26 protein-coding genes are annotated in these 24353 nt (G+C 44.3%); 24 read left to right on the top strand and 2 right to left on the bottom strand.

Annotated features, from left to right (window positions below; genetic code table 11):
* Positions 1-430: 430 nt before the first annotated feature.
* The 5 genes from rplS to gatB all read left to right on the top strand — a co-directional run bounded on the left by rplS (position 431) and on the right by gatB (position 5065).
* On the top strand, positions 431-778 hold the full coding sequence (rplS, locus tag ODU55_RS04315; protein WP_011921928.1) for a 50S ribosomal protein L19: 348 nt from the start codon (positions 431-433) through the stop codon (positions 776-778).
* 187 nt (positions 779-965) lie between these two features.
* Positions 966-1640, top strand: a complete 675-nt coding sequence (locus tag ODU55_RS04310) for a hydrolase (RefSeq protein ID WP_012774968.1) — start codon at positions 966-968, stop codon at positions 1638-1640.
* A 217-nt stretch (positions 1641-1857) separates the two neighbouring features.
* Entirely contained in the window at positions 1858-2160 is a 303-nt protein-coding gene (gene gatC, locus ODU55_RS04305) for an Asp-tRNA(Asn)/Glu-tRNA(Gln) amidotransferase subunit GatC (RefSeq protein WP_011921930.1), read from the top strand.
* On the top strand, positions 2160-3626 hold the full coding sequence (gene gatA, locus ODU55_RS04300) for an Asp-tRNA(Asn)/Glu-tRNA(Gln) amidotransferase subunit GatA (RefSeq protein WP_398581992.1): 1467 nt from the start codon (positions 2160-2162) through the stop codon (positions 3624-3626). The genes gatC and gatA overlap by 1 nt, the downstream gene beginning before the upstream one ends.
* On the top strand, positions 3626-5065 hold the full coding sequence (gene gatB, locus ODU55_RS04295) for an Asp-tRNA(Asn)/Glu-tRNA(Gln) amidotransferase subunit GatB (protein ID WP_398581991.1): 1440 nt from the start codon (positions 3626-3628) through the stop codon (positions 5063-5065). Before gatA ends, gatB begins: the two co-directional genes overlap by 1 nt.
* A 247-nt stretch (positions 5066-5312) precedes the next feature.
* Here the strand turns inward: gatB and ODU55_RS04290 are convergent, their stop codons facing one another.
* Positions 5313-5651, bottom strand: coding sequence for a helix-turn-helix domain-containing protein (locus ODU55_RS04290; protein ID WP_029186845.1), 339 nt, complete (start codon positions 5649-5651; stop codon positions 5313-5315).
* 217 nt (positions 5652-5868) lie between these two features.
* On the opposite strand from ODU55_RS04290, the gene ODU55_RS04285 reads away from it, so the two are divergent.
* Together ODU55_RS04285 and ODU55_RS04280 are read left to right on the top strand one after the other, a co-directional pair.
* Complete coding sequence (locus ODU55_RS04285; RefSeq protein ID WP_398581990.1) at positions 5869-8490, top strand: SEC10/PgrA surface exclusion domain-containing protein; 2622 nt, start codon at positions 5869-5871, stop codon at positions 8488-8490.
* A 78-nt stretch (positions 8491-8568) separates the two neighbouring features.
* On the top strand, positions 8569-8817 hold the full coding sequence (locus ODU55_RS04280; RefSeq protein ID WP_153059425.1) for a hypothetical protein: 249 nt from the start codon (positions 8569-8571) through the stop codon (positions 8815-8817).
* A gap of 55 nt (positions 8818-8872) precedes the next feature.
* Here the strand turns inward: ODU55_RS04280 and ODU55_RS04275 are convergent, their stop codons facing one another.
* On the bottom strand, positions 8873-9871 hold the full coding sequence (locus ODU55_RS04275; protein ID WP_398581989.1) for a LacI family DNA-binding transcriptional regulator: 999 nt from the start codon (positions 9869-9871) through the stop codon (positions 8873-8875).
* Positions 9872-10003: 132 nt separating this feature from the next.
* Here ODU55_RS04275 and ODU55_RS04270 point away from each other — a divergent pair, with 132 nt between their 5' ends.
* The 17 genes from ODU55_RS04270 (at position 10004) to ODU55_RS04190 (ending at position 24315) form a co-directional block, all read left to right on the top strand.
* A complete protein-coding gene (locus ODU55_RS04270) occupies positions 10004-11167 on the top strand; it encodes a galactokinase (RefSeq protein ID WP_398581988.1) in 1164 nt (387 codons plus the stop codon).
* A gap of 121 nt (positions 11168-11288) precedes the next feature.
* Complete coding sequence (galT, locus tag ODU55_RS04265; protein WP_398581987.1) at positions 11289-12770, top strand: UDP-glucose--hexose-1-phosphate uridylyltransferase; 1482 nt, start codon at positions 11289-11291, stop codon at positions 12768-12770.
* A gap of 74 nt (positions 12771-12844) precedes the next feature.
* Entirely contained in the window at positions 12845-13753 is a 909-nt protein-coding gene (locus ODU55_RS04260) for a DMT family transporter (protein ID WP_398581986.1), read from the top strand.
* 49 nt (positions 13754-13802) lie between these two features.
* Complete coding sequence (locus ODU55_RS04255) at positions 13803-14432, top strand: copper homeostasis protein CutC (RefSeq protein WP_398581985.1); 630 nt, start codon at positions 13803-13805, stop codon at positions 14430-14432.
* Positions 14433-14549: 117 nt separating this feature from the next.
* Positions 14550-15227 (top strand): SEC10/PgrA surface exclusion domain-containing protein, encoded by a 678-nt coding sequence (locus ODU55_RS04250; protein WP_398581984.1) that lies wholly within the window; start codon positions 14550-14552, stop codon positions 15225-15227.
* A 110-nt stretch (positions 15228-15337) separates the two neighbouring features.
* Positions 15338-15865, top strand: a complete 528-nt coding sequence (locus ODU55_RS04245) for a YqeG family HAD IIIA-type phosphatase (protein ID WP_398581983.1) — start codon at positions 15338-15340, stop codon at positions 15863-15865.
* A complete protein-coding gene (gene yqeH / locus ODU55_RS04240) occupies positions 15866-16972 on the top strand; it encodes a ribosome biogenesis GTPase YqeH (protein ID WP_125069915.1) in 1107 nt (368 codons plus the stop codon).
* Positions 16973-17294: 322 nt separating this feature from the next.
* Positions 17295-17606, top strand: coding sequence for a ribosome assembly RNA-binding protein YhbY (yhbY, locus tag ODU55_RS04235; protein WP_398581982.1), 312 nt, complete (start codon positions 17295-17297; stop codon positions 17604-17606).
* Between the two features lie 12 nt (positions 17607-17618).
* Positions 17619-18251, top strand: coding sequence for a nicotinate-nucleotide adenylyltransferase (locus ODU55_RS04230; protein ID WP_014637492.1), 633 nt, complete (start codon positions 17619-17621; stop codon positions 18249-18251).
* Entirely contained in the window at positions 18248-18835 is a 588-nt protein-coding gene (gene yqeK, locus ODU55_RS04225) for a bis(5'-nucleosyl)-tetraphosphatase (symmetrical) YqeK (protein WP_398581981.1), read from the top strand. Before ODU55_RS04230 ends, yqeK begins: the two co-directional genes overlap by 4 nt.
* A gap of 2 nt (positions 18836-18837) precedes the next feature.
* A complete protein-coding gene (locus ODU55_RS04220; RefSeq protein WP_398581980.1) occupies positions 18838-19293 on the top strand; it encodes a GNAT family N-acetyltransferase in 456 nt (151 codons plus the stop codon).
* Positions 19290-19799: a cysteine hydrolase family protein gene (locus ODU55_RS04215; RefSeq protein WP_105212103.1), complete on the top strand. Its 510-nt coding sequence runs from the start codon at positions 19290-19292 to the stop codon at positions 19797-19799. The genes ODU55_RS04220 and ODU55_RS04215 overlap by 4 nt, the downstream gene beginning before the upstream one ends.
* A gap of 1 nt (position 19800) precedes the next feature.
* Positions 19801-20160, top strand: coding sequence for a ribosome silencing factor (gene rsfS / locus ODU55_RS04210; protein ID WP_398581979.1), 360 nt, complete (start codon positions 19801-19803; stop codon positions 20158-20160).
* A 119-nt stretch (positions 20161-20279) separates the two neighbouring features.
* Positions 20280-21026, top strand: coding sequence for a class I SAM-dependent DNA methyltransferase (locus ODU55_RS04205; RefSeq protein WP_398581978.1), 747 nt, complete (start codon positions 20280-20282; stop codon positions 21024-21026).
* Complete coding sequence (locus tag ODU55_RS04200; protein ID WP_398581977.1) at positions 21023-22111, top strand: nucleotidyltransferase; 1089 nt, start codon at positions 21023-21025, stop codon at positions 22109-22111. Before ODU55_RS04205 ends, ODU55_RS04200 begins: the two co-directional genes overlap by 4 nt.
* Positions 22112-22218: 107 nt before the next feature.
* A complete protein-coding gene (locus ODU55_RS04195; RefSeq protein WP_398581976.1) occupies positions 22219-23871 on the top strand; it encodes an SWIM zinc finger domain-containing protein in 1653 nt (550 codons plus the stop codon).
* A gap of 3 nt (positions 23872-23874) precedes the next feature.
* Positions 23875-24315, top strand: a complete 441-nt coding sequence (locus ODU55_RS04190) for a UPF0158 family protein (RefSeq protein WP_398581975.1) — start codon at positions 23875-23877, stop codon at positions 24313-24315.
* Positions 24316-24353 lie beyond the last annotated feature (38 nt).

Genomic DNA, 24353 nt, shown 5'->3' with positions numbered 1-24353 from the left:
ATCCACGCTTATAGAGAGTAGGACTCGCGGCAGAACCATTGACCTGTAGGTAACCAATCCACGAATATCAGAGTGGCCAATGCCCGAAGCTAAGAACTAGGCTCTTTCTAGATACTTTTCATTTTTTTATCAGTTCGATTGTTTTTACTTGACAAAGGGCTTTACATATCAGTCATTTAGTTTTTCTTTTATTACTTCGTTAACTCGCTTTGCCGTACTCCAGTACTGTCTGCAGCTCGTTGCCTAGTACTAAAAGTAAACTAAAAGACTATAAAAGAAGCGGTATGATTGACCATGATAAATTTATCAAAATGCTTTACATAGGTGATTACTTGGTGTATAATATAGTCTGTGTGTAATGGACGCACAAAAATACAGTTTATCCGCTGGGTTTAAAAGCACCTAAGATTGACAAAGATAGGAGAATAAAATGAATCCATTGATCCAAAGTTTGACAGAAGGTCAACTTCGTACTGACATCCCTTCATTCCGTCCTGGTGACACTGTACGTGTTCACGCTAAGGTTGTCGAAGGTAACCGCGAGCGTATCCAGATTTTCGAGGGTGTTGTTATCTCTCGTAAAGGTCAAGGCATCTCAGAAATGTACACTGTACGTAAAATCTCTGGTGGTGTAGGTGTTGAACGTACATTCCCAATCCACACTCCACGTGTTGATAAGATTGAAGTAGTACGTTACGGTAAAGTACGTCGTGCTAAATTGTACTATCTACGTGCATTGCAAGGTAAAGCAGCACGTATCAAAGAAATCCGTCGTTAAGATAGTCCTACAGACTGTTGTGGTCGGAGAAATGGGAGGCAGCGAAAGCTGTCTCTTTTTTTAAAAAAATCTGTTGAAACAGTACTTTATTGTGAAAGCAGTGGTAAAATGGATTGTTTTTGTGTCTCTTCCATGAAATAATATGTTATACTATATATTATTGTAGCTAGTATAGAGGAGGTTGCGGATGAGCGAACAGTTTATTCCATCTGTTTTATCAGATTTACGGCAGGATATTGTTCAGATGCCAGAAGTTATCAAGGAATGTAGTGGAATTCGTATTTATGGTCGTCGCATTCGTTCAGTCTTATTTACAACGGATGTGTCGATTATTGCCAATCACAACGCAGATGCTATTTTGGCTGTTTATCCATTTACGCCCAGTCCAGCTATTATCAAAAGTATTATGTTGGTTGCGTCAGTTCCAGTCTTGGCTGGTGTTGGTGGAGGCTTGACGACAGGTATGCGTTCAGCTAATATGAGTCTATTGTCTGAGTCGGAGGGAGCATACGCTGTTGTGGTAAATGGACCAACGGATGTAAAAACAATTGAGGCAATCAATAAAGTAGTGGATATTCCTATCATTTATACAGTTGTTTCTGAAAAGTCTGATTTAACCTCACGGATTAAAGCAGGAGTAGATATTTTAAATGTTTCTTGCGGTATGGAAACGCCAAGGGTTGTGAAGAAGATTCGAGAAGCTTTCCCTGATTTTCCAATTATTGCGACTGGTGGTCCGACTGAGGACTCTATTCGTCGGGTTATCGAAGCTGGAGCCAATGCTGTCTCCTATACAGCACCAAGTAATGGGGAGCTTTTTAAAGGGAAAATGGAAAAATACCGCAAACATGCAAAGGATTAGCTCATAAAAAAGATAGGCTAAGTAAACAGTAAGTTTTATTGCTAGGTGAAACTTGCTGTTTTTTATCGTTTTACGGTGTGAGATTAGGAATACTTCGCAATTTAAAGAACGGATTTTTAGGAGGAAATTGGTAACATATTAGGTCATTTCTACCTTTGTCTGGGGCTGGAAATATGGTATAATAAGAAGATAGATTTCCATTAGGAGGAAAGTAAGAATGAAGATTTCTGAAGCTGAAGTCCGTCACGTTGCCAAGCTGTCTAAGCTGGAATTTTCGGATCAAGAAACAGCGGAATTTGCGACAAGTTTGAGCAAGATTGTCGATATGGTTGAATTGCTCAATGAAGTGGATACGACAGGTGTTGCGGTAACGACCACTATGGCTGACCGTAAGAATGTCTTGCGAGCAGATATTGCCCAAAAAGGTGAGAGCCGTGAAGAGCTCTTTAAAAATGTGCCTGAATCACAAGATAACTTTATCAAGGTACCAGCTATTCTAGACGGGGGAGGAGATGCCTAATGACTTTTAACAATAAAACCATCGATGAATTGCATGACCTCCTTGTCAAAAAGGAGATTTCTGCGGTTGAGTTGACCAAGGCAACTTTGGAAGACATTAAGAGCCGTGAGGGAGCAGTGGATGCTTTCTTGACTATCACAGAAGATGCGGCTTTGGCTCAGGCAGCTGCCCTTGATGAAAAGGGGATTGATGTGGACAATGTCATGGCGGGGATTCCTTTGGCGGTTAAGGACAATATCTCAACCAAGGGAATATTGACCACAGCAGCGTCAAAAATGCTCTACAATTATGAGCCAATTTTTGATGCAACCTCTATTGCCCAAGCTTATGCAAAGGATATGATTGTTGTTGGTAAGACCAACATGGATGAGTTTGCAATGGGTGGTTCGAATGAGAACTCTGCCTTCAAACCGACTAAAAATGCTTGGGACCAGACAAAAGTTCCTGGTGGTTCATCAGGTGGTTCGGCAGCAACAGTTGCTGCTGGTCAGGTCCGTTTGTCACTCGGTTCTGACACAGGTGGTTCCATTCGTCAACCAGCAGCCTTTAATGGTATCGTCGGTATGAAGCCGACCTATGGAACGGTGTCCCGTTTTGGTTTGATTGCCTTTGGTTCATCTCTTGACCAGATTGGTCCCTTTTCACAGACAGTTAAGGAAAACGCCCAGTTGCTCAATGTTATCTCTGGTCATGATGTCAAGGATGCAACATCAACAATCAATGAAATTGCTGACTTCACTAGCAAGATTGGTCAGGACATCAAGGGTATGAAGATTGCTCTGCCAAAAGAATACATGGGAGAAGGGATCGATCCGCAGGTCAAGGAAACCATTCTCAAGGCTGCTAAGCATTTGGAAAGTTTGGGGGCGATTATCGAGGAAGTCAGCCTGCCACATTCTAAGTATGGGGTTGCCGTTTACTACATCATTGCTTCATCAGAAGCTTCTTCTAACTTGCAACGTTTTGACGGTATCCGTTATGGTTTCCGTGCAGAAGATGCGACCAACTTGGATGAAATTTACGTGAAAACCCGTAGCCAAGGTTTTGGTGAGGAAGTCAAACGTCGTATTATGTTAGGTACATTTAGCTTGTCATCAGGTTACTACGATGCCTACTTCAAGAAGGCTGGTCAGGTCCGGACCTTGATTATCCAGGATTTTGAAAAAGTCTTTGCGGACTATGACTTGATTTTGGGGCCGACAGCTCCGACCGTTGCCTTTGGTTTGGACACGCTCAACCATGACCCTGTGGCCATGTACTTGGCGGACTTGTTAACAATTCCTGTAAACTTGGCAGGTCTCCCTGGTATTTCCATTCCTGCTGGTTTTGTGGAAGGTTTGCCAGTCGGTTTGCAGTTGATTGGTCCAAAATACTCAGAAGAGACCATTTACCAAGTGGCTGCTGCCTTTGAAGCGACAACAGACTACCACAAGCAACAACCAGTGATTTTTGGAGGTGCTAACTAATGAACTTTGAAACGATTATTGGTCTAGAAGTCCATGTGGAGTTGAATACCAACTCGAAAATTTTCTCACCTTCATCTGCTCATTTTGGTGAGGATCCAAATGCTAATACCAACGTGATTGACTGGTCTTTCCCAGGTGTCCTTCCTGTCCTTAATAAGGGTGTTGTGGATGCGGGAATCAAGGCTGCCTTGGCCTTGAACATGGACATTCACAAGGACATGCACTTTGACCGTAAGAACTATTTCTATCCTGATAACCCTAAAGCCTATCAGATTTCCCAGTTTGACGAGCCGATTGGCTACAATGGTTGGATTGAGATCGAGCTAGAAGACGGTACGACTAAGAAAATCCGTATCGAGCGTGCCCACTTGGAAGAGGATGCAGGTAAGAATACCCACGGGACAGACGGCTATTCTTATGTGGACCTCAACCGTCAGGGTGTGCCCTTGATTGAGATTGTATCAGAAGCAGATATGCGTTCGCCTGAAGAGGCCTATGCCTATTTGACAGCTCTCAAGGAAATCATCCAATACACTGGTATTTCAGATGTGAAGATGGAAGAGGGTTCTATGCGCGTGGATGCCAACATTTCCCTTCGTCCCTATGGTCAAGAAAAATTTGGTACCAAGACTGAGTTGAAAAACCTCAACTCCTTCAACTATGTTCGCAAGGGCTTGCAGCACGAGGTAGAACGTCAGGCGAAAATCTTGCGTTCAGGTGGTCAAATCCAGCAGGAAACTCGCCGCTACGATGAATCTACTGGTGAAACCATTCTCATGCGTGTCAAAGAAGGGTCAGCCGACTACCGTTACTTCCCTGAGCCAGACCTACCGCTCTATGAGATTGATGATAGCTGGATTGAGGAAGTGCGTGCAGAATTGCCAGTCTTTCCAAAGGCTCGCCGTTCTCACTACGTGGAAAACTTGGGCTTGACCGCCTACGATGCTGGTCAGTTAACGTCTACCAAGGCTCTGTCTGACTTCTTTGAAGCAGCAGTGGTAGCAGGTGGCGATGCCAAACAAGTTTCTAACTGGTTGCAGGGTGAGGTGGCTCAGTTCCTCAATGCTGAAGGTAAGACTATTGAGCAAATCGCCTTAACACCAGAAAACTTGGTGGAGATGATTGCCTTGATTGCGGATGGCACTATTTCATCTAAGATTGCCAAGAAAGTCTTTGTTCACTTGGCCAAAGAAGGCGGCTCTGCTAAGGCATACGTTGAGAAAGCTGGCTTGGTACAGATTTCAGACCCTGCGGTCTTGATTCCGATTATCCACCAAGTTTTTGCGGATAATGAAGCAGCCGTAGCTGACTTCAAGTCTGGCAAACGCAATGCGGACAAGGCCTTCACAGGTTTCTTGATGAAAGCAACCAAGGGACAAGCTAACCCACAAGTTGCACAACAACTCTTGGCTCAGGAATTGGCTAAGTTGTTAGACTAATACTCTTCGAAAATCAAACTCAAACCTTGTTGACTTGATTTGATGAGCGTAAAGCTCTAGTGGAGCTTTACAGCCTACCCTCAAATAATAAAGGGATAGGGTTCTATCTGTTCAGGGAGAACCGAAGACGTTCGCTCTAACTCCAAGCTCCAAAGTTTCCCCGAACCTTTGGAGCTTGTTTGATTTTGATTTTGATTTTTATTGAGTATTGGATAAAATAGAAGAAAACCGCTAGGATGTTTGTATCTTAGCGGTTATTTATATTGGATAATAATGTATTTAAAGCTGAAATAATATCATGTCGTTTCTCAGAGGGCAATTGTTCTATTTGTTTAAGGACATTATCAACTTCTTTATCTTGTGTTGGGAATTCAAAGTTAAAAAATGTTTTTTCATCTATCTCTAGAGCATTAATGATTTTACTTAGGGTTTGGATCTGAAAATTATATTTACCATTTTCAATATTGTGAACATGTTTCGAACCAAGTTCTGCGAGTTCAGAAAGCTTTTCCTGACTTAACTTTTTTTGAAGTCTTAAGTACCGTATTCTTTTAGCAATAAATGTTTGTAGTTTGTCTTGTTCCATCTTTTACACCTTTTCTTACTATTGTAAAGAGAAAAGGAACAAATAATAAGTAGTCTATATTGCACCTTAAAAATCTCAAAAGTATTGAAGATTGCACTAAAAAATGTTAGAATAGTATAACAAGCAAGCTAAAATACTTGACGAATTGCTTGCTAATACTGCCTATATCAAGGTTTGATTTCACAGTCAAGCCTATCCTAATAATAAGGAGATATCCATGAACAAAAAAACACTTAAAACTCTAGCAACAGGTGCTGCTATCACCCTTGCAACCGTTGGTGCATCTAACGTGTCAGCAAATACACAATATGGAATTCAATTAAACCGTGTTACTGGTGAATGGCAAACTGTCAACAATGCTACAGGTGAAATTGTAAAATCTGTACCAAATGAAACTTATTCTTCTTATGAAGAAGCTGAAGCATCATTGATGACATCAACCGTTGAAACACCAGTTGCAACTGAAACACCAGCAACAGAAACTACTGCTGTTGAAGCACCTAAAACTGCTGCTGAAGTTCAATCAGAAGTTGACGCACAACAAACTGTTGTTGACGCTACTGCTACTGAAGCAAGCCAAGCTCAAGCTGAAGTAGATACAGCTAACCAAGAAGTGTCTAATGCACAATCTGCTGTTGATACTGCAACCCAAGCTGTAAAAGACGCAGAATCAAACGCTACTAAAGCAACACCTGAAAACATTGCAGCAAACCAAGCTGACCAAACCGCTAACCTTGCTGACCAAGAAGCTAACGCTACTGAAACAGATGAAGTCAATGCTGAAATCACAGCACAAACACAAGCTGTTGCAGATGCTCAAACTGCTGTTGATACTGCCCAAGCAGAAAAAGACCAAGCAGATAGCGCAGTAGCGTCTAAAGCAGCTGATGTAAAAGCAGCACAAGATGCTCTTTCTGGTACTGGTCTTGCGGAAGCTCAAGCAACTCTTGACCAAGCGACTAAAGATGTCAAAACAGCACAAGATAATGTTACAACTGCTACTACAGCCGTTGATACAGCTAAAAAGGCAGACGCAGACCGTCAAACTAAAATTGATGCAGCAACAACTGACCTTGCAGTCAAAACAGACGCTGTTGATACAGCAAAAGCAAAATTGACTACTGCACAAGATACTGTTAAAACAACAACTGACGCAGTAACTAAGGCTACTGATGCTGTCAAATCAGCAACAGACGCTCTTGCAAATGTGGATACTGTTACAATCGCAGACTTGACTCAATTCAAAGCTGATAAAGAGTCAGGCGACTCAGACTTCATGACTGATTCTGGTGCTGATGTAATCCAAACATCAACTGTATCAATCGGTAAAAACAGCAAAACAGTAATTGTTGATATTGATAATCTTACAAATGAACAAAAGATTTCAGCTTCACAATTATACGTACAAGGTTTAGCTCAAATTCGTCAAGGTTTAAATGGATTAACATCAACCGCTGTAACACAAGCTGCAATTGATTTAGCACAATTACGTGCTAACCAATACGAAGCTCGTGGAACAAACCCATTGACAGATGGACACATCGGTGCTGGTGTTGAAAACCTAATCCGTTTAGGTTCAAAACCAACCATTCAAACTGAAGAAGATTTGAAACGTGCAGTATACGATGCTCTATTGGGAACATCATTTGCAGATGCACCATCAAACTGGGGTCACTTGCGAGCAAACTTGAACTTTGCAAATAACATTGGTATTGCTGTTGCAAATATCAATGGTAATTATTGGTTGGTCGTAGCATTCACAAACGAAGGCACCCCAATCACCAACCCAAATGACCCAGCAACACTCCAAGCAGCACTCACTCAAGCTCAAGCAGCTCTTACAGCAGCACAAACTGCATCTGATGAAGCAAAAGCTAAGTTGACCCAAGCAAGCTCAGATTACGCTACAGCTTTGGAAGCTAAAACAAAGGCTGAGAAAACTCTTGCTGATGCTACTGCAACTCCAATTCAAACTCAAGTTGCTGAAAATAATCTACGTCTTGCAACCATTGCTCTTCAAAACGCTGAAACTCGCAAAGCAGACGCACAAAAAGCTGTTGACAACTTCTCAGCAAATCTTGCTGAAAAGAAAGCAGCTCTTGCTACTGCTAAAGCTGAACTTGCTACAGCACAAGCTACTGCAACTGCAAAAGCTGAAGCACTTAAAACAGCACAAGCTAACCTTGCAAGCCAACAAGCAACCCTTGATAGCTTGAACAAAGAACGTGACGCACTTCTTGCAGAAAAAGACCGCTTGGTTGAAGAAGCTAAAGCACTTGCTGAAGAATTGAACGGTTACTTGAATGCTCCTGCAATTCTTGCTGACGCAAAAGCAACACTTGTTGAAAAACAAACTGCCCTTACTGAAGCACAAGCTAAAGCTGAAACTGCACAAGCTAAACTTGAAACTGTTACTGCTAAACTCAATGAAGAAAATGCTAAATTGGCAGAACTTCAAGCAGAATACGCAACAGTTAAAGACCTTGAAGACAAAGCAAAAGATAACATTATTGCTACTCTTCCAGACGGAACAGTTGTCGCAGTACCCAAAACAGCACCAACTGCTGACGCAAAACTAGCAATTGACATTGATGCCATCAAACAAGCCCTTGACAAAGGTCAAGATGTGAAGGTTGTTGATGGTAAGGTTGTGGTGACGAACCCACAAGCAGGTGTAGCCGTGACACAAACAGCTACTGGAGAAAAAGTGACCTACTCACGTGTCGAACGAGCTAAGACCTTGCCAAACACAGGGGAGCAAACAAGTCTATTGGCGCTCGCAGGTGTGGCAGTATTATCTGGTCTTGGTCTTGCAGCTGCAAGAAGACGTAGAGGGTAAGTGATGAACATTGTAAAGTCAATCCTTAAAGTCTATTGGAAACTATCTGTATTTACGTTTCGTTTGATGAGACCGTTTTTGAATTATCTCGAAAAAGAATTGTATAAAACAATGAGAGAAATGGGACCAAGCGGAACGGTCCCAGTTGATAATAACTCACTAGATGTAGCTGCTGCGGAGAACGAAGAAGCACGTAGAAAAATGATTGAGGCAGAAAGGCGGGCTCAAATAGCAGCTGAACGTGCAAGACAGACCCAACATCATCAAGACCAATTGAGGGCGGCACAAGCTAGAACAGATGCTGATAGAGCTAGAAGACAATACTAAAATAAAAAAACTTCCTATCGAAAAAATTTGGTAGGAAGATTTTCTTATACCTTGATTAGTAAGAACTCTCCCGTATAACCAGCTGGGTACCCAGTTTGATTTTACGGGGGTGGTGGGGCTGCGGACTCGCAATCACACGGTCCAGCAGCTGCATGGCCTCCTGCCCCATTTCTTCGGTATAGACACTGATAGAAGATAGGGCTGGGTAGACTTGGCGCGTGATGGCTGTATCGTTAAAGGTGATGAGTTGGACCTGTTCTGGCACGGCGATTTGCTGTTCTTGAAGGGCGCGAAGGGCACCGACAGCCAGAGTGTCGTTTGCCATGAAGAAGGCAGGTGGCAGTTGGTCGCCCAGGTCGGAAATAGCCTGACTCATCAGATTATAACCAGATTGGGTGGAGAATGTTCCTTGGTAGATGTAGTTTTCTTGGAGCATGCCCAAGGTGTCGAGATAGGTCCGAAAGGCAGTCAGGCGGGGGTCTGTTGGCAGTTGGTGTCCGTCTGTGGTTTCTTCCTGTCCGACTAGGAGTCCAATATCAGTCAGACCTTGTGAATGGAAGTGGTCGATAACTGTCTGGACAGAGTGTTCAAAGTCAGTTGTGACGCAGGAGAATCCCTCGGTCAGTGTATCAGAATCCACAAAAATCAGTTTGGAAGACAAGCTAGCCAGCTCTGCTATTTGCCCAGAAGAAAATTTGCCAACTGCGATGATACCGTCCAATCCTTGAAGTAGGGGATTGGTCAAGTCGTTGAAGGAGCGGATGATTTGATAGCCGAGAAGGCTGGCTGTCTGCTCGATGCTGGCACGGATGGAATAGTAGTAGAGGTCAGCCAGTTCTTCGCTTTCAGTGTACCACTGGACAATACCGATGGTGCCTTTTTGTTGGGGTGCTTGCTTTTTCAAATGCTTGGTGTATCCTAGTTCTTTTGCAGCAGCCAAAATGCGGTCGCGGGTTTCTGGGCTGACGGATAGGGTAAGATCGCCCTTGAGAACGCGGGAAATGGTGGCGGGGGATAGGTCGGCTTGTTGCGCGATATCTTTGATTGTAACCATGTTTTTCTCCTGTCTATTTGTTTCTAGTATAGCACAAAACATAAAATTAGTAAATTTTTAGTAAATATATTGACTTTTCAAGTATTGAGTTGTACAATAAAAGAAAACGATTACAAAATCAAGGAGGTTCTTATGAACAAAGAACAACTCAAACAAGCCTTTCTAGATGTGTTTGGTCAAGAGGCAGATGCGACTTTCTTCTCACCAGGTCGGATTAATTTGATTGGTGAACATACTGACTACAATGGTGGCCATGTTTTCCCTGCGGCTATTACCTTGGGAACCTACGGGGCTGCTCGCAAACGTGACGACCAGCTTCTACGTTTTTATTCCGCAAACTTTGAAGAGCTTGGAATTATTGAAGTGGATTTGAACAATCTGGTCTTTGATAAGGCGGACAACTGGACCAACTATGCCAAAGGTGTTCTTAAGTTCTTGCAAGAAGCAGGTCACACTATTGATACAGGTATGGAAGTCTTTGTTTACGGTAACATTCCAAATGGTTCTGGTCTGTCTTCATCAGCTTCCTTGGAACTCTTGATTGGCATCATCGCAGAAGAATTGTATGGTCTAGAATTGACGCGTCTTGATTTGGTGAAAATTGGGAAACAAACGGAAAATCACTTTATCGGTGTCAATTCTGGTATCATGGATCAGTTTGCTATCGGTATGGGAGGAGACCAGCGTGCCATTTATCTGGATACCAATACTTTAGAGTATGAATTGGTGCCACTGGATTTGGGTGATCATGTGATTGTCATCATGAATACCAACAAACGTCGTGAATTGGCTGATTCTAAGTACAATGAGCGTCGTGCGGAATGTGAAAAAGCAGTGGAAGAATTGAATGCAGTCTTGAATATTCAAACTCTGGGAGAATTGGATGAATGGACCTTTGATCAATATAGCTATTTGATTAAGGATGAAAACCGTATCAAGCGTGCCCGCCATGCTGTTCTTGAAAACCAACGGACCTTGCAGGCGCGTAAGGCCTTGGAAGAAGGAGATTTGGCAACCTTTGGTCGTTTGGTCAATGCTTCTCATGTTTCCTTGGAACATGATTATGAAGTGACAGGTTTGGAATTGGATACCTTGGCTCACACAGCTTGGGAGCAAGAAGGCGTTCTCGGTGCTCGGATGACAGGAGCTGGTTTCGGTGGCTGTGGTATTGCCATTGTCCATAAGGACAAGGTTGAAGCCTTTACTGAAAATGTTGGCAAGACTTATACTGAGGTTGTCGGCTATGAACCAAGCTTCTATGTAGCCGAGATTGCTGGAGGCTCTCGCGTCTTATAGTCTTTCATTTTGTCTTTTATTACTGCGTTAACTCACTTTGCCGTACTTCAGTACTGCCTGCAGTTCGTTGCCTTATACTAAAAGTAAACTGAAAGACTATTATTAATAATAGATTGGAGAAATGATGACAGGATTGGTGGATCGTTTTGTTGAGCAGATCATTGCCAACAGTAGTTTTGAGGAAATGGATGCCCTTTACCTGCGCAATCGGGTCTTGGCTTTGGTGGGGGACCAGGTTTTAACAGTTCAAACAGAGTTAGAAGACTTGATTGAATTAAAAGATGAGCTATTGGCTCATGGAGTTCGAACTGGTTTTGTGGGAGAATTGCTGGAAGAGCAGGACATGGTTGGGGCTTGTTTGATGGATTTGATAACCCCAAGTCCGAGTCAGGTCAATCGTGATTTTTGGCAGACCTATCAGGACAGTCCAGAGCAAGCGATTGGTGACTTCTATGAATTGAGCAAGCGCAATGACTATATTAAGATGGCTGCGATTGCGAAAAATATCTATTATCCAGTTTCGACAGAGTATGGGGATTTGGAAATCACAATCAATCTGTCTAAACCTGAGAAGGATCCCAAGTCTATTGCGGCTGCGACGAAAGCTGAAGCAAGCAATTATCCCAAATGTCTACTTTGTATGGAAAATGAGGGCTATCAGGGTCGGATTAATCACCCTGCACGCGCCAACCACCGTATCATTCGCTTGGATCTTGGTCAGGAAAAGTGGGGCTTCCAGTATTCGCCCTATGCTTACTACAATGAACATGCTATTTTCCTAAATCAGGAACATGTGCCTATGGTCATTAGTTCCCAAACCTTTGAACAGCTTTTGGACTTGCTGGACATCTTTCCAAATTATTTTGTCGGCTCCAACTCAGACCTACCAATCTCGGGTGGATCCATCTTGACTCACAATCACTATCAAGGTGGGCGGCACAGTTTTGCCATGGAAAAGGCACCGATTGAGCACCAGCTGGTCTTTGAGGGCTTTGAGTCCGTTTCGGCTGGCATTGTCAAGTGGCCCATGTCGGTCATTCGCTTGAGTTCCGCAGACAAGCTTTCGCTTCTTGGTTTAGCGACTAAGATTTTGGAAAAATGGCGGAGCTACTCAGATGATAGCGTTCAGATTAAGGCTGAGACAGATGGAACTCCCCATCATACTATTACCCCGATTGCTCGGAAACGAGGGGATTTGTACGAGCTGGATTTGGTTCTCCGCGATAATCAGACCTCGGAAGAGTTTCCAGATGGCATCTATCATCCACATCCAGACGTCCAACATATCAAGAAAGAAAATATCGGCTTGATTGAGGTCATGGGCTTGGCGATTTTGCCTCCACGCTTAAAAGCAGAATTGGCTGAAGTCAAGAAATACCTACTGGGTCAAGCTAGTCAGGTGGCTGACTATCATCAGCCTTGGGCAGACAGATTAAAAGCAGAACATCCAGTTGTGACAGAAGAGACGGCTGAAGAGGTCATTCGAGCATCCGTCGGACAAATCTTTGCCCGTGTCTTGGAAGATGCAGGGGTCTACAAACGTACTCCAGAAGGACAGGCAGCCTTTATGCGCTTTATTGAGTTTGTGGGTTTATCAACGTAATTGTAAGAAAGAGTGGGACGGTGTCCTGCTCTTTTGGTATAATAGGAATATTCGTATTGTGAAAAGGAGATAGGATGGCGGAAAAGAGATTGGGAACCTTGATAACCTTAGTTGCAGGGATAGCTTGGGGGCTTTCGGGTGTGAGTGGGCAATACCTGATTGGACGAGGCATGTCGGTCGAGTTGATAACCTCCCTGCGCTTGCTGCTTTCGGGCCTTGTTTTGCTAGGGCTATGTGTGTTGACGGCGAGAACGGAGTTATTTGCCCTGTTGAAAAATGGTCGAGCCTTGCTGGGCATATTTTTCTTTGCCTTGTTTGGTCTCGCCCTCAATCAGTTGGCTTATTTGCAGGCTATCGCTTATACAAATGCAGGTACGGCAACTGTTCTCCAATATCTTTGTCCTATCTTGGTTCTGGCCTATACCTGTTTAAAACACAGACAAAAGCCATCAGGTATAGAGGTGGTATCGATTGTCTTGGCAATCGCAGGTACTCTATTGATTGCGACCCATGGACAGTTGACGGAGTTGGCTATCACACCACTTGGCTTATCTTGGGGACTTTTTTCAGCCCTGACCTATGCCCTTTATATTATTTTACCTGTTAAACTGATTGGTCAGTATGGTAGCTTGGTGGTCATTGGTCTGGGCATGCTGATGGGTGGTCTGATGGTAGCTCTTGGTCTACAGACCTGGCAAGAACCACTTTTTTTGGATGGTGGGAATTTGCTGGGCCTAGTAGGGATTGTCGGTGTTGGGACCATTTTTGCCTATACGGCCTTTCTCAAAGGCGTCAGCATGGTGGGACCGGTAAATGGTAGCCTCTTAGCTTCTATCGAGCCAATTGCATCAGTCTTTTTTGCGGTCTGGTTGGTCAATGAACGTTTTTATCCAATTGATTTTCTAGGCATGGCTTTGATTTTATCAGCAGTTCTTCTCATATCATTAAAGGATGTCATAATTTCCGAAAAGAGTATTGGTTAATATACTCTTTTTTGTTATACTTAAGAAAAAGACTTCGAGAGGAATGACCATGATAAAAGAATTTTGTTCTGAAAACCATATAGATGTTGCCAAAGCTATTTCGATGGGTGCCCAGCGGATTGAACTCTGCGACAATTTGGCAGTCGGAGGGACGACACCGAGCTATGCTGTAATCAAACATGTTTGTCAACTGGCTCACGAGCAGGATGCAACAGTCATGACCATGATTCGTCCCCGCGGTGGCGATTTTTGCTACGACGAGGCAGAGCTAGAGATCATGCTCGAGGATTGTAAAGTAGCTAAAGAGCTGGGGGCGGATGGTTTGGTCTACGGTGTCTTGACAAAGGAAAAATGGCTGGATGAAGCAGCACTAGAAAGGTTGTTTGTTGTTTCGCAAGACTGTCAGATTGTCTTTCACATGGCTTTTGACCAAATTCCTAAAGAACGCCAGTTTGAAGCACTTGATTGGCTGGCAGAGCATGGGGTGACTCGGATTTTGACCAGAGGAAGTTTGACTGGCTCTGCCTTGAACAATGTGGAATGGTTGCAGGAAATTGTAACCTATGCTCAAGGCAAAATTGAAATCTTAATCGGTGGTGGCTTAACAGTAGACAATGTACCTGACTTATTGCAAAAATTACCAGTTGACCAGGTGCATGGGACACGTTTGTTTTGGTAAGAGATGACCTATGAAATTCTTATCCTTCGTATAAGTATGTAATAAGAGTTGAAAAGGTTTACAAAAAAATATAAACTTGTTACAATAACAATATAAATAAACGCGGGGGAGAAAACCATGACAACTATTGAAGCGCCATATTTTGGTGATCAGATTTTGTTGCCGGAAGGCTACTACGCTACTCTGTTGGAGTACGTTCGAGCAGGAAAAAAGGGCTTTGACCCAGAATTAGAGCGCCTTGGCGAGGAAGGTCTTGAAACGAACATTTACAGGGGCGCCGAACAAGACAGAGAGGTCATTCTAGAAGATATTGAGAATCTACCTCAGGAGATTCGAGAAGAACTGGCTCGATTTGCTGCGAATTTATTGAATCCGATCCGCGAACAATTGGGGACTGTGGCAGTTGAGGTGAGTGATTTAGCCTTGGATTATGCAGTGAGCTTGGCCCAATCTTTAAACAATTCCCTACGTTACCACAATTATGAAAGTTTGATTGCTATTGCTCAACTTAAGGGTGTCGAACCCAAAGGCAAGGACTGTTTAGCCTTTTCAGAATATCGAGAGGTGTATACGCTCTATGATGCCAAAAAATTGGTTTACAAGGCACTGATTTGGCGCCTCTTTGATGACAGTCATGCTGATTATGGTCATGCGACGACGATTTTAGGCATGGATGAGGATGATTCTGGTGTTGAGGAAATTGGATTTGCCTTCTCGAAATATTCACTGGATATTGATTGGTTGTTGACCCATATGATTTTCATTCCTAAGGATTGGATTTTAGAAAGCAAATAGCTTCGTAGAATAGGCACTCGGTTCCACCGGGTGTTTTCCTTTTGGCTATCTATTCGCTTTTTTCCTAGAAAAATGGTATAATTATCTGATAAAATTCTTTGGAGAAGTCCGTGACGTTAGAAAATTACATGCCAGATTTTGCCTTGGAAAAGGCCTATGATGTGACAGTTGACAGTTTGAAAAAACAGGGAATCAAGGTGGTCTTTGTCGATTTGGACAATACCTTAATTGCTTGGAATAACCCCGATGGTACGCCAGAGATGCGCCAGTGGTTACAGGATTTACAGGCCGCAGGCATTCCTGTTGTGGTGGTTTCCAACAACAAATACGAGCGGGTTAAACGTGCAGTTGCACCTTTTGGGATTGAATTTGAAGCCTTTGCGCTCAAGCCTTTCACCTTTGGGATTAACCGCGCCTTAAAACGATTTGATGTTCAGCCACATGAGGTCGTTATGATTGGGGATCAGTTGATGACAGACATTCGGGCTGCTAAGCGAGCTGGGCTCAAGTCTGTTTTGGTCAAGCCCTTGATAAAGTCGGATTCGATCAATACGCAGATTAACCGTTGGCGTGAGCGACGGACCATGAAAAAAATTATCGCCAAATACGGAGCGATAGACTACAAGAGGGAGATGTAAGTGGAAGAATTATTTTGTATCGGCTGTGGTGCCCAGATTCAGACGCTAGACAAGGCTGTCGCTGGTTTTACACCTCAATCAGCCCTAGAAAAAGGTCTGGAAACAGGGCAACTCTACTGCCAACGTTGTTTCCGTTTGCGCCATTATAATGAGATTTCAGATGTCAATATCTCGGATGACGATTTCTTGAAACTCCTCCATAGCGTAGGAGAAAGTGATGCCTTGGTGGTCAATGTCATTGATATTTTTGATTTCAATGGGTCAGTCATTCCTGGCTTGCCTCGCTTTATTTCTGGAAATGACGTGCTTTTGGTCGGCAACAAGCAGGACATTTTACCCAAGTCTGTCAAGACAGGCAAGGTCACCCAGTGGTTGACCGAGCGGGCGCATGAAATCGGCATGCGACCAGTCGATGTGGTCTTGACTTCAGCCCAAAACAAGCAGGCTATCAAGGACTTGATTGAAAAGATTGAACAACACCGCAAGGGACGGGATGTCTATGTGGTCGGTGTGACCAACGTTGGCAAATCAACCTTGATCAATGCTATTATCCAAGAAATCACAGGGGACAAGGATGTCATTACGACTTCACGTTTCCCTGGAACGACGCTGGATAAGATTGAAATTCCTTTGGATGATGGTTCGTACATCTATGACACGCCAGGAATTATCCATCGTCACCAGATGGCCCATTATTTGACGGCTAAAAACCTTAAGTACATCAGCCCCCGGAAAGAAATCAAGCCAAAGACCTACCAGCTCAATCCAGAACAAACCTTGTTCTTGGCTGGTCTGGGACGATTTGACTTTGTGGCTGGTGAACGCCAAGGCTTTACGGCCTTCTTTGACAATGAATTGCAACTCCACCGCACCAAACTGCAGGGAGCTAGTGAATTTTACCAGAAACATGCGGGCTCACTTTTAGTGCCACCAACCAGCAAGGAATTGAAAGAATTTCCTGAATTGGTCCGTCATGAATTTACCATCAACGAAAAGACCGATGTGGTCTTCTCAGGTCTTGGTTGGATTCGTGTCAATGAAAAGGCTAATATTGCTGCCTGGGCGCCTAAGGGTGTGGATGTGGTGATCCGCAAGGCGATTATTTAGATGTGAGTCCTGGTTACATTTGTTAGCCAATATAGTCTTTTAGTTTACTTTTAGTACTCGCTTCAAAGGTTTGGGGAACCTTTGAAGGCTGGAGATAATGCGAACAAAGTTCGCATCAACAGCCGCAGGCATAACTCAATGCTTTCTTGTTTCTAGGCATTGACTTGAAACAGTCCCCCATACTGTTTCAATCAGGCAAGGTGAGTTCAAACACTCCAGTGGAGTGTTTGAAGTTGGAAATAGGGAAACGAAGTTTCCTCATACGTTGACGTAATAAAAGATAAACTAAATGACGATAAATATAGAAACATAGGAAAAATAGATGTCATTAACTTCAAAACAACGTGCCTTTTTGAACAGTCAGGCACACAGTCTCAAATCCATCATTCAGATTGGGAAAAATGGTCTCAATGACCAGATTAAAACCAGTGTTCGTCAGGCCTTGGATGCGCGTGAATTGATCAAGGTGACCTTGCTACAAAATACGGATGAAAACATCCACGAAGTAGCTGAAATCTTGGAAGAAGAAATCGGTGTGGATACGGTCCAAAAAATCGGTCGCATCCTGATTTTATTCAAACAATCTAGCAAGAAAGAGAACCGTAAAATTTCCAAACAGGTCAAAGAAATCTAAGAAGGAGAGCCTATGGCTATTGAACTCTTAACACCCTTTACCAAGGTTGAATTAGAGGTTGAAAAGAAAGAAACCAATCGCAAACAAGTGGGGATTCTGGGAGGGAACTTCAATCCTGTCCACAATGCTCACTTGATTGTGGCAGACCAGGTCCGTCAACAGTTGAAGTTGGATGAGGTCTTGCTCATGCCAGAATTCATTCCGCCTCATGTGGATAAGAAAGAAACCATTGACGAATACCATCGCTATTCCATGCTCAAGATGGCTATTGCAGGTATTGAGGGCTTGGGGATTGAAACCATTGAACTGGAACGCCGTGGTGTCAGCTATACCTACGACACCATGAAATTGCTGAAGGAAAAAAATCCTGATACGGATTATTATTTTATCATCGGTGCAGATATGGTAGACTACCTCCCAAAATGGCACAGGATTGATGAATTGGTCCAGTTGGTGCAGTTTGTTGGTGTCCAGCGTCCTCGTTACAAGGCAGGGACTTCCTATCCTGTTATCTGGGTAGATGTGCCCTTGATGGACATTTCCTCCAGCATGGTACGGAGCTTTATCAAGCAAGGACGGGTGCCGAATTTTATGGTGCCCCATGAAGTTCTGGACTATATCGAAGAAAAGGGACTCTACCAATGATTGCAGCAGATTTGACATTTGACCGTCAGGCTCTTTTGGAAAAAATCCGTGTAGCCATGAAGCCAGCGCGTTTCCAACATGTCTTGGGGGTGGAGCAGACGGCGCTTGCCTTGGCAGACCAATACGGCTGTGATCCGAAAAAGGCCAGTCTGGCAGCGCTTTTACATGATTATGCCAAGGAAGTGGAAGACCAAATCTTTCTGGACTTGATTGCCAAGTATGATTTGGACAAGGACCTGCTTAACTGGGATAATAACATCTGGCACGGTGTGGTTGGGGCCTATAAAATCGCAGAAGATTTTGGCTTGAAAGATGAGGAAATTTTCCAAGCTATTCAACGACACACCATTGGTGCGGGGCAGATGACCTTGCTGGACAAGGTGCTCTATGTGGCGGACTACATCGAACCCAATCGGGATTTTCCTGGGGTGGACGAGGCACGACGGATTGCAAAAGAGTCTTTGGACAAGGCGGTAGCCTATGAAACTGCCCAAACCATTTCTTACTTGGCCAAGAAGGGGATTCCCATTTATCCACAAACCTTGGAAACTTATAATGGACATGTCACATATTTGAAGGAGTAGAGATGATTGCATTAAAACCTGTGGATGAAAGCTCCTATCAAGCTGTCTTGGACTTGACAGTAGCCGAGGCAGATAAGGGCTTCGTAGCTCCCAACGTGCGTTCCTTGGCGGATGCCTGGCTATACAGAATGAATGGTGATGTCTTTCCCTATGCCATCTGGGCAGATGAGCAGGTTGTTGGCTTCGCCCTGATTGACATTGATGAGGACATCCAGCAATATATGCTCTGGCGGTTTATGATTGGTCAAGAATTTCAGGGGAAAGGCTATGGTCAGGCTGCTTTGGAAGTCGTGATTGATCAAGCAAGAGCTCACCCTGTCTGTAATCATTTGATTGTCGCCTATGTCAAGGGCAACCAAAAGATGGCAAGACTCTTGGAAAAAAATGGTTTTGTCTTAGATTTTGAAGAAGAAAGGGAATTGGTGTTCCGTTTGGAAACGCCTGGGGTCAAGTTTTGAAATCTGCATTGTTAGTCATTGACATTCAGCATTTGCCTGTGGAAGGTAAGCCCTATGGGATTGAAAATCGGCTTCGGCTCTGGCATGAGAGCCTTGCTCAAGCCCGTCAAGCGGGGCTAGAGGTCATCCATGTCCGCCATCATGACCAGGAATTGGTCAAGGGGACTGCTGACTGGGAGATTCACTCAACTGTTGCACCCTTAGCTAGTGAGAAGATTTTCGATAAGACCTTTAACAGTGCCTTCAAGGAAACAGGGCTTCATACTTATTTGCAGGAAAAGGGAATTGAGCAGCTCATTATCATGGGCATGGCGACCAATTTTTGCATTGATACGACGATTAAAGTAGCCTTTGAACTAGGCTACAAGGTAGCTGTGATTCAGGACGGAACGACAACAGGTTATTCAGGAAAATTGGATGCCAAGGACTTGATTGACCACTACCAAAACATCTGGTCATGGAATTTTGCCCAGGTGGATACATTAGAAAATATAATTAGAGGATAAGATGAAAGAACTAGATTTAGTAAAAGTTGTGGTCCAGGCTGCTGATGACAAGCGAGCTGAGGACCTTGTTGTAATTGATGTTCAAGGCGTGACCAGCCTGACAGACTACTTTGTGATTGCCAGTTCCATGAACAGTCGCCAGTTGGAGGCTATTGCGGAAAGCATCCGTGAAAAGGTAGCGGAAGTTGGGATCAAGGGTAGCCGTGTAGAAGGCGATAGTAACGGCGGCTGGGTCCTTTTAGACCTTGGAGGCGTAGTCGTTCATATCTTCTCAGAAGAAATGCGTGACCTCTACAACCTTGAAAAATTATGGCACGAAGGCAGCTTCTTGGAAGTCGCAGACTTTTTAGAAGAGGAGTAGTGAAACAGTTTGGGGAACTGTTTCAGCTCAATAACTAGAAATAAAGACTTGTTGATGAACTCTTTTGAATTGAGGAGTTCTTTTCTACTCCCTTTTTATGAAAGGAAAAATGGGGAAATATGGCAACTTATGAAACCTTTGCGGCGGTCTATGATGAAATCATGGATGACAGCTTGTATGATAAATGGACAGATTTTAGCTTGCGGAACTTGCCACAAGACACCAAGACAATTTTAGAATTGGCCTGTGGGACAGGGATTCAGGCTGTACGTTTTGCTCAAAAGGGTTATGAGGTGACAGGGCTTGACCTGTCCTATGAAATGTTGGAATTGGCTCAGAAAAAAGCAGAAGCAGCTGGTGTCATGATGGAACTAGCCCAAGCAGATATGATGGCTCTGGAAGGTGTTGGAGATTTCGATGCGGTGACTTGTTACTCGGATAGTCTGTGTTATATGGCAGACCGAGAAGCCGTTTTGCGAGTTTTTGAAGGAGTTCACTCTGTTCTCAATCAAGGTGGTACTTTCCTTTTTGACGTTCACTCCATCTATCAAATGGAAGAAGTATTTGCAGGCTATAGCTACCATGAAAATTACGAGGACTTCGCTTTCGTCTGGGATACCTATGAGGGTGAGCATGCGCATTCCATTGTGCACGAATTGACCTTCTTTGTCAAAGATGAGGACAGTCAAGAGGAGCGGTTTATCCGTCGGGATGAAGTTCATGAAGAGCGGACCTATCCGATTGAAACCTATGTGGAATGTTTGAAACTAGCTGGTTTTGCCTCTGTGGAAGTCTTTGCGGACTTTGAAGCTCAAGCTCCGACCGAAACTAGCCAGCGGTGGTTTTTCAAGGCGGTCAAGGCATGATTTCAGGGATTATTGCAGAATACAATCCTTTTCACACGGGGCATAAATACCTGCTGGAACAGGCGGAAGGCTTGAAAATCGTGGTTATGTCTGGCAATTTTATGCAACGGGGTGAGCCAGCCATTGTGGATAAGTGGACACGGGCTCAGATGGCTTTGGAACACGGGGCAGACTTGGTGGTCGAAATGCCTTTCTTGGTGTCAGTCCAGTCAGCTGACCATTTTGCCAAGGGGGCGATTGACATTCTACACAAGTTAGGTGTGAAGCAGTTGGTCTTCGGTACGGAAGAAATGCTGGATTACCAGAAAATTGCGGATATCTATATGGATAAGTCGGAAGAGATGGAAAATTTTGTGAAAAACTTGCCAGACAGTCTCTCTTATCCACAGAAGACCCAGACCATGTGGCAGGAGTTTGCTGGGCTGACCTTCACAGGTGATACACCCAATCATATTCTGGGCTTGGCTTACGCTAAGGCGGTGGCTGGAACAGGTATTCAGCTTGGTCCAGTTCAGCGGCAGGGGGCTGGTTTTCACTCGGAAGAGGTGGAAACGACCTACGCCTCGGCGACGGCTATCCGAAAGGGTGCTGACCAGTTGGACTTGGTGCGTGACTTTTTACCGTCTGCCAGTCTCTTTGAAGAGGCGACCAAGGTAAGCTGGAGAAATTATTTTCCCCTGCTCCGCTACCAGATTGCGACCCACCGAGATCTCAGTCAGGTCTTTCAGGTCAACGATGAACTAGCCAGTCGTATCCGCTCTGCTATTGGGAGCGTAGCGACCGTGGAGGAGTTGGTGGAAGCTGTTGCGACCAAGCGCTACACTAAGGCGAGAGTGCGGCGGGTGCTGACCTACATCTTGGTCAATGCGGTGGAAACTCCCTTGCCAGAAGCGGTCCATGTCCTAGGCTTTTCGGCTCGAGGCCAGGCCTATCTCAAGACCGTCAAGGAGCGGGTGGCCTTGGTGACGCGGATCGGCAAAGAGCCCTGGGACAGCCTGACCCAGCAGGCAGATAGCGTCTATCGGTTGGGCGCTAACGCAATAGCAGAGCAGACCTACGGGCGCGTGCCGGTGAGGGTGGAGTAATGAATAGGAGTTGAAATCAAGAGAAAATAGGAAGTTTTTGTAGTTGACTTGAAAACCTTCCTATTTTTTTTGTATAATTTAAGTAACAAAATCAAAGGATAAAAATCATGAAAAATTGGATGGACTATTTTAAGCCTCACATTGTAGATAGGGGCTACAGTTTGTTTTTAGATGACGCTGTTCAAGGGCTTGAAGAGACAGGTGAGGGCTACTCTGCACATGTCATTGGTAGTCAAGTCTATCAGGTGGAGATTGACTTGGAGCATGGTCAGCTAGTCAGTATGTGGTGTGAGTGTCCCCATGCTCAGGAGATGAACCACTGTAAGCATATGGCTGCAGTCTTGTTTGCCATTTCGGAGTTGGAGGGTCAGCCAGTTGTCAAGGGAAAGGATGTGTCACTTGCCCAGCTCTTGGATAAACTGACAGTTGAGCAGCTACGGGATTTTATTCTTGAATTGGCTCAAGAAGATAGGGAACTGGCTAATCGAATTCAGCTGCGTTTCTCTGCCCAGTTAACTTCACAGCAAGTGGAAAATGTGAAAAAGGAAATCAGAGATCTGGGGCTTCCTTTTGAGGACAGGCGTACGGGCTATATCGAGTATAGGCAGACTAGGGATTACGAACGGGCCGTGGAAAAGGCCATGCATCAGTATCTCCAGCCTTTGCTAGATAGGTGTGAGTATGAGAGTTTCTTGGCTGTATCAGATGCCTTCTATCATCAGATTTGCCAACAAGAGTTGGATGATTCCAATGGAACAACTGGTAGTCTACTTTATAGCCTTGCTGGCTACTGGCAGCATTTATTGACTGTAGCTCCGGATAAGATTGCCCAAGAATTACTAGACTGGTGCTTAGGACAGCTAAGTGGCTATGAGGTTGCAGAGGATCTTCTCATGGAATTTGTGGAAATGGAGTTTCAAGAAGAAACCTTCCTTGAGCAGAAATTGACCTATTTTCAAGCGGTCTTGCAGGCGATAGAAGAAGGAGACAAGTCCTCTTGGTCATGGAAATTCCGTCGTGATCGATTTGCCATGCTCTGTTACAGGTTGTTGGTTCAGTTGGGCTCTAGTGAGGCAGACTTGCTGACCTTCCAGGCCAATCATTGGGAGGTTGCAGAGCTTCGTAAACTGGCCATTGCTCAGGCTGTAGCAAATCAGCAGCTAGACCGGGCAGTTCACCTCTTACAGGAAAGTAAGCGATTGGATGCCCAGTATAGAGGATTGGTGTCGGATTATAGCCAGCAGCTACGGGACATCTATCGTTCTCAGGGGCGGGATGACAAGGTGAGAGAAGAACTCCTGGAGATGATTTTCTCAGCTGGTGATACTGACTTGGAACTGATAGAGGAGTTACGGGACTATGTTTCTAGGGAAGAATGGCAGAGCTACTTAGATGATTTGCTGGAGGATCGTCGTTTCCAGTCACAGCAGTTGAAGTTGTTGCAATTGGCAGACCGACCACAGGAATTATTGGACCGCATTACAGCAAGTTACTGGTTCTTAGAAAATTTGGACCGGTTTGAGGACTATTTATCAGAGAAACTGCCCGAGCAATTACGAGATGCCTACGCCCAAGCTGTCAGTCAGCAGATGGAGGTGGCTAGTAGTCGAAATCGCTATCGCCAGTTAGCAGAGTATTTAGCAAAAATTGCAGGTTTACCTGATGGAAAAGTAGTGAGTGAAAGCCTTCGCACCTCGTGGAAAGTCCAGTATCCGCGACGCAAAGCCATGATAGAGGAATTAGATGCAGTGAGGTGGTAGGATATGGCAGTTTGGTTTCGAGATGTGGTTGATGCATTGCAGATGCTGAATCAAGATGACAGGTACTATTATGATAGTCACCTAGATGAATTAGTCTATCTGTCTGTTGAGGACTTTAGATTTGAATCCCGTGATGGTTTAGAAGAAGAGATTGAGGAGGATGTGATGGGACGGTTTGTAAGGCTGCCGACCTATTATGACTTTAATCCCTACACATTCATGGAGCGTTATGTTTATCATTTGCCTGATGGTGACTTACCTGACCGCCTGTCTCGATCCATTCGAGGTCGCGGTGCCTTTGGGCGTTTTAAGAGTGAGCTAGAGAGACGTGACCGCTTGGAAGACTGGTACGCCTTTGAGGCACAATGCTACGAAGAACTTGTACTGGACTGGTGTCAGGAAAATGAGATTGCTATTGTGGATAACCAGTTGAAGAAAATCTAATATTTCCCTTGACTCTCACCTTACGTTATCCCTTATAC

The sequence above is a fragment of the Streptococcus sp. 2022WUSS037 genome, assembly GCF_044427225.1.
GTDB lineage: Bacteria > Bacillota > Bacilli > Lactobacillales > Streptococcaceae > Streptococcus.
Note: the sequence above shows the minus strand (reverse complement) of the source record. Positions and strands in the feature narration are given on the sequence as shown.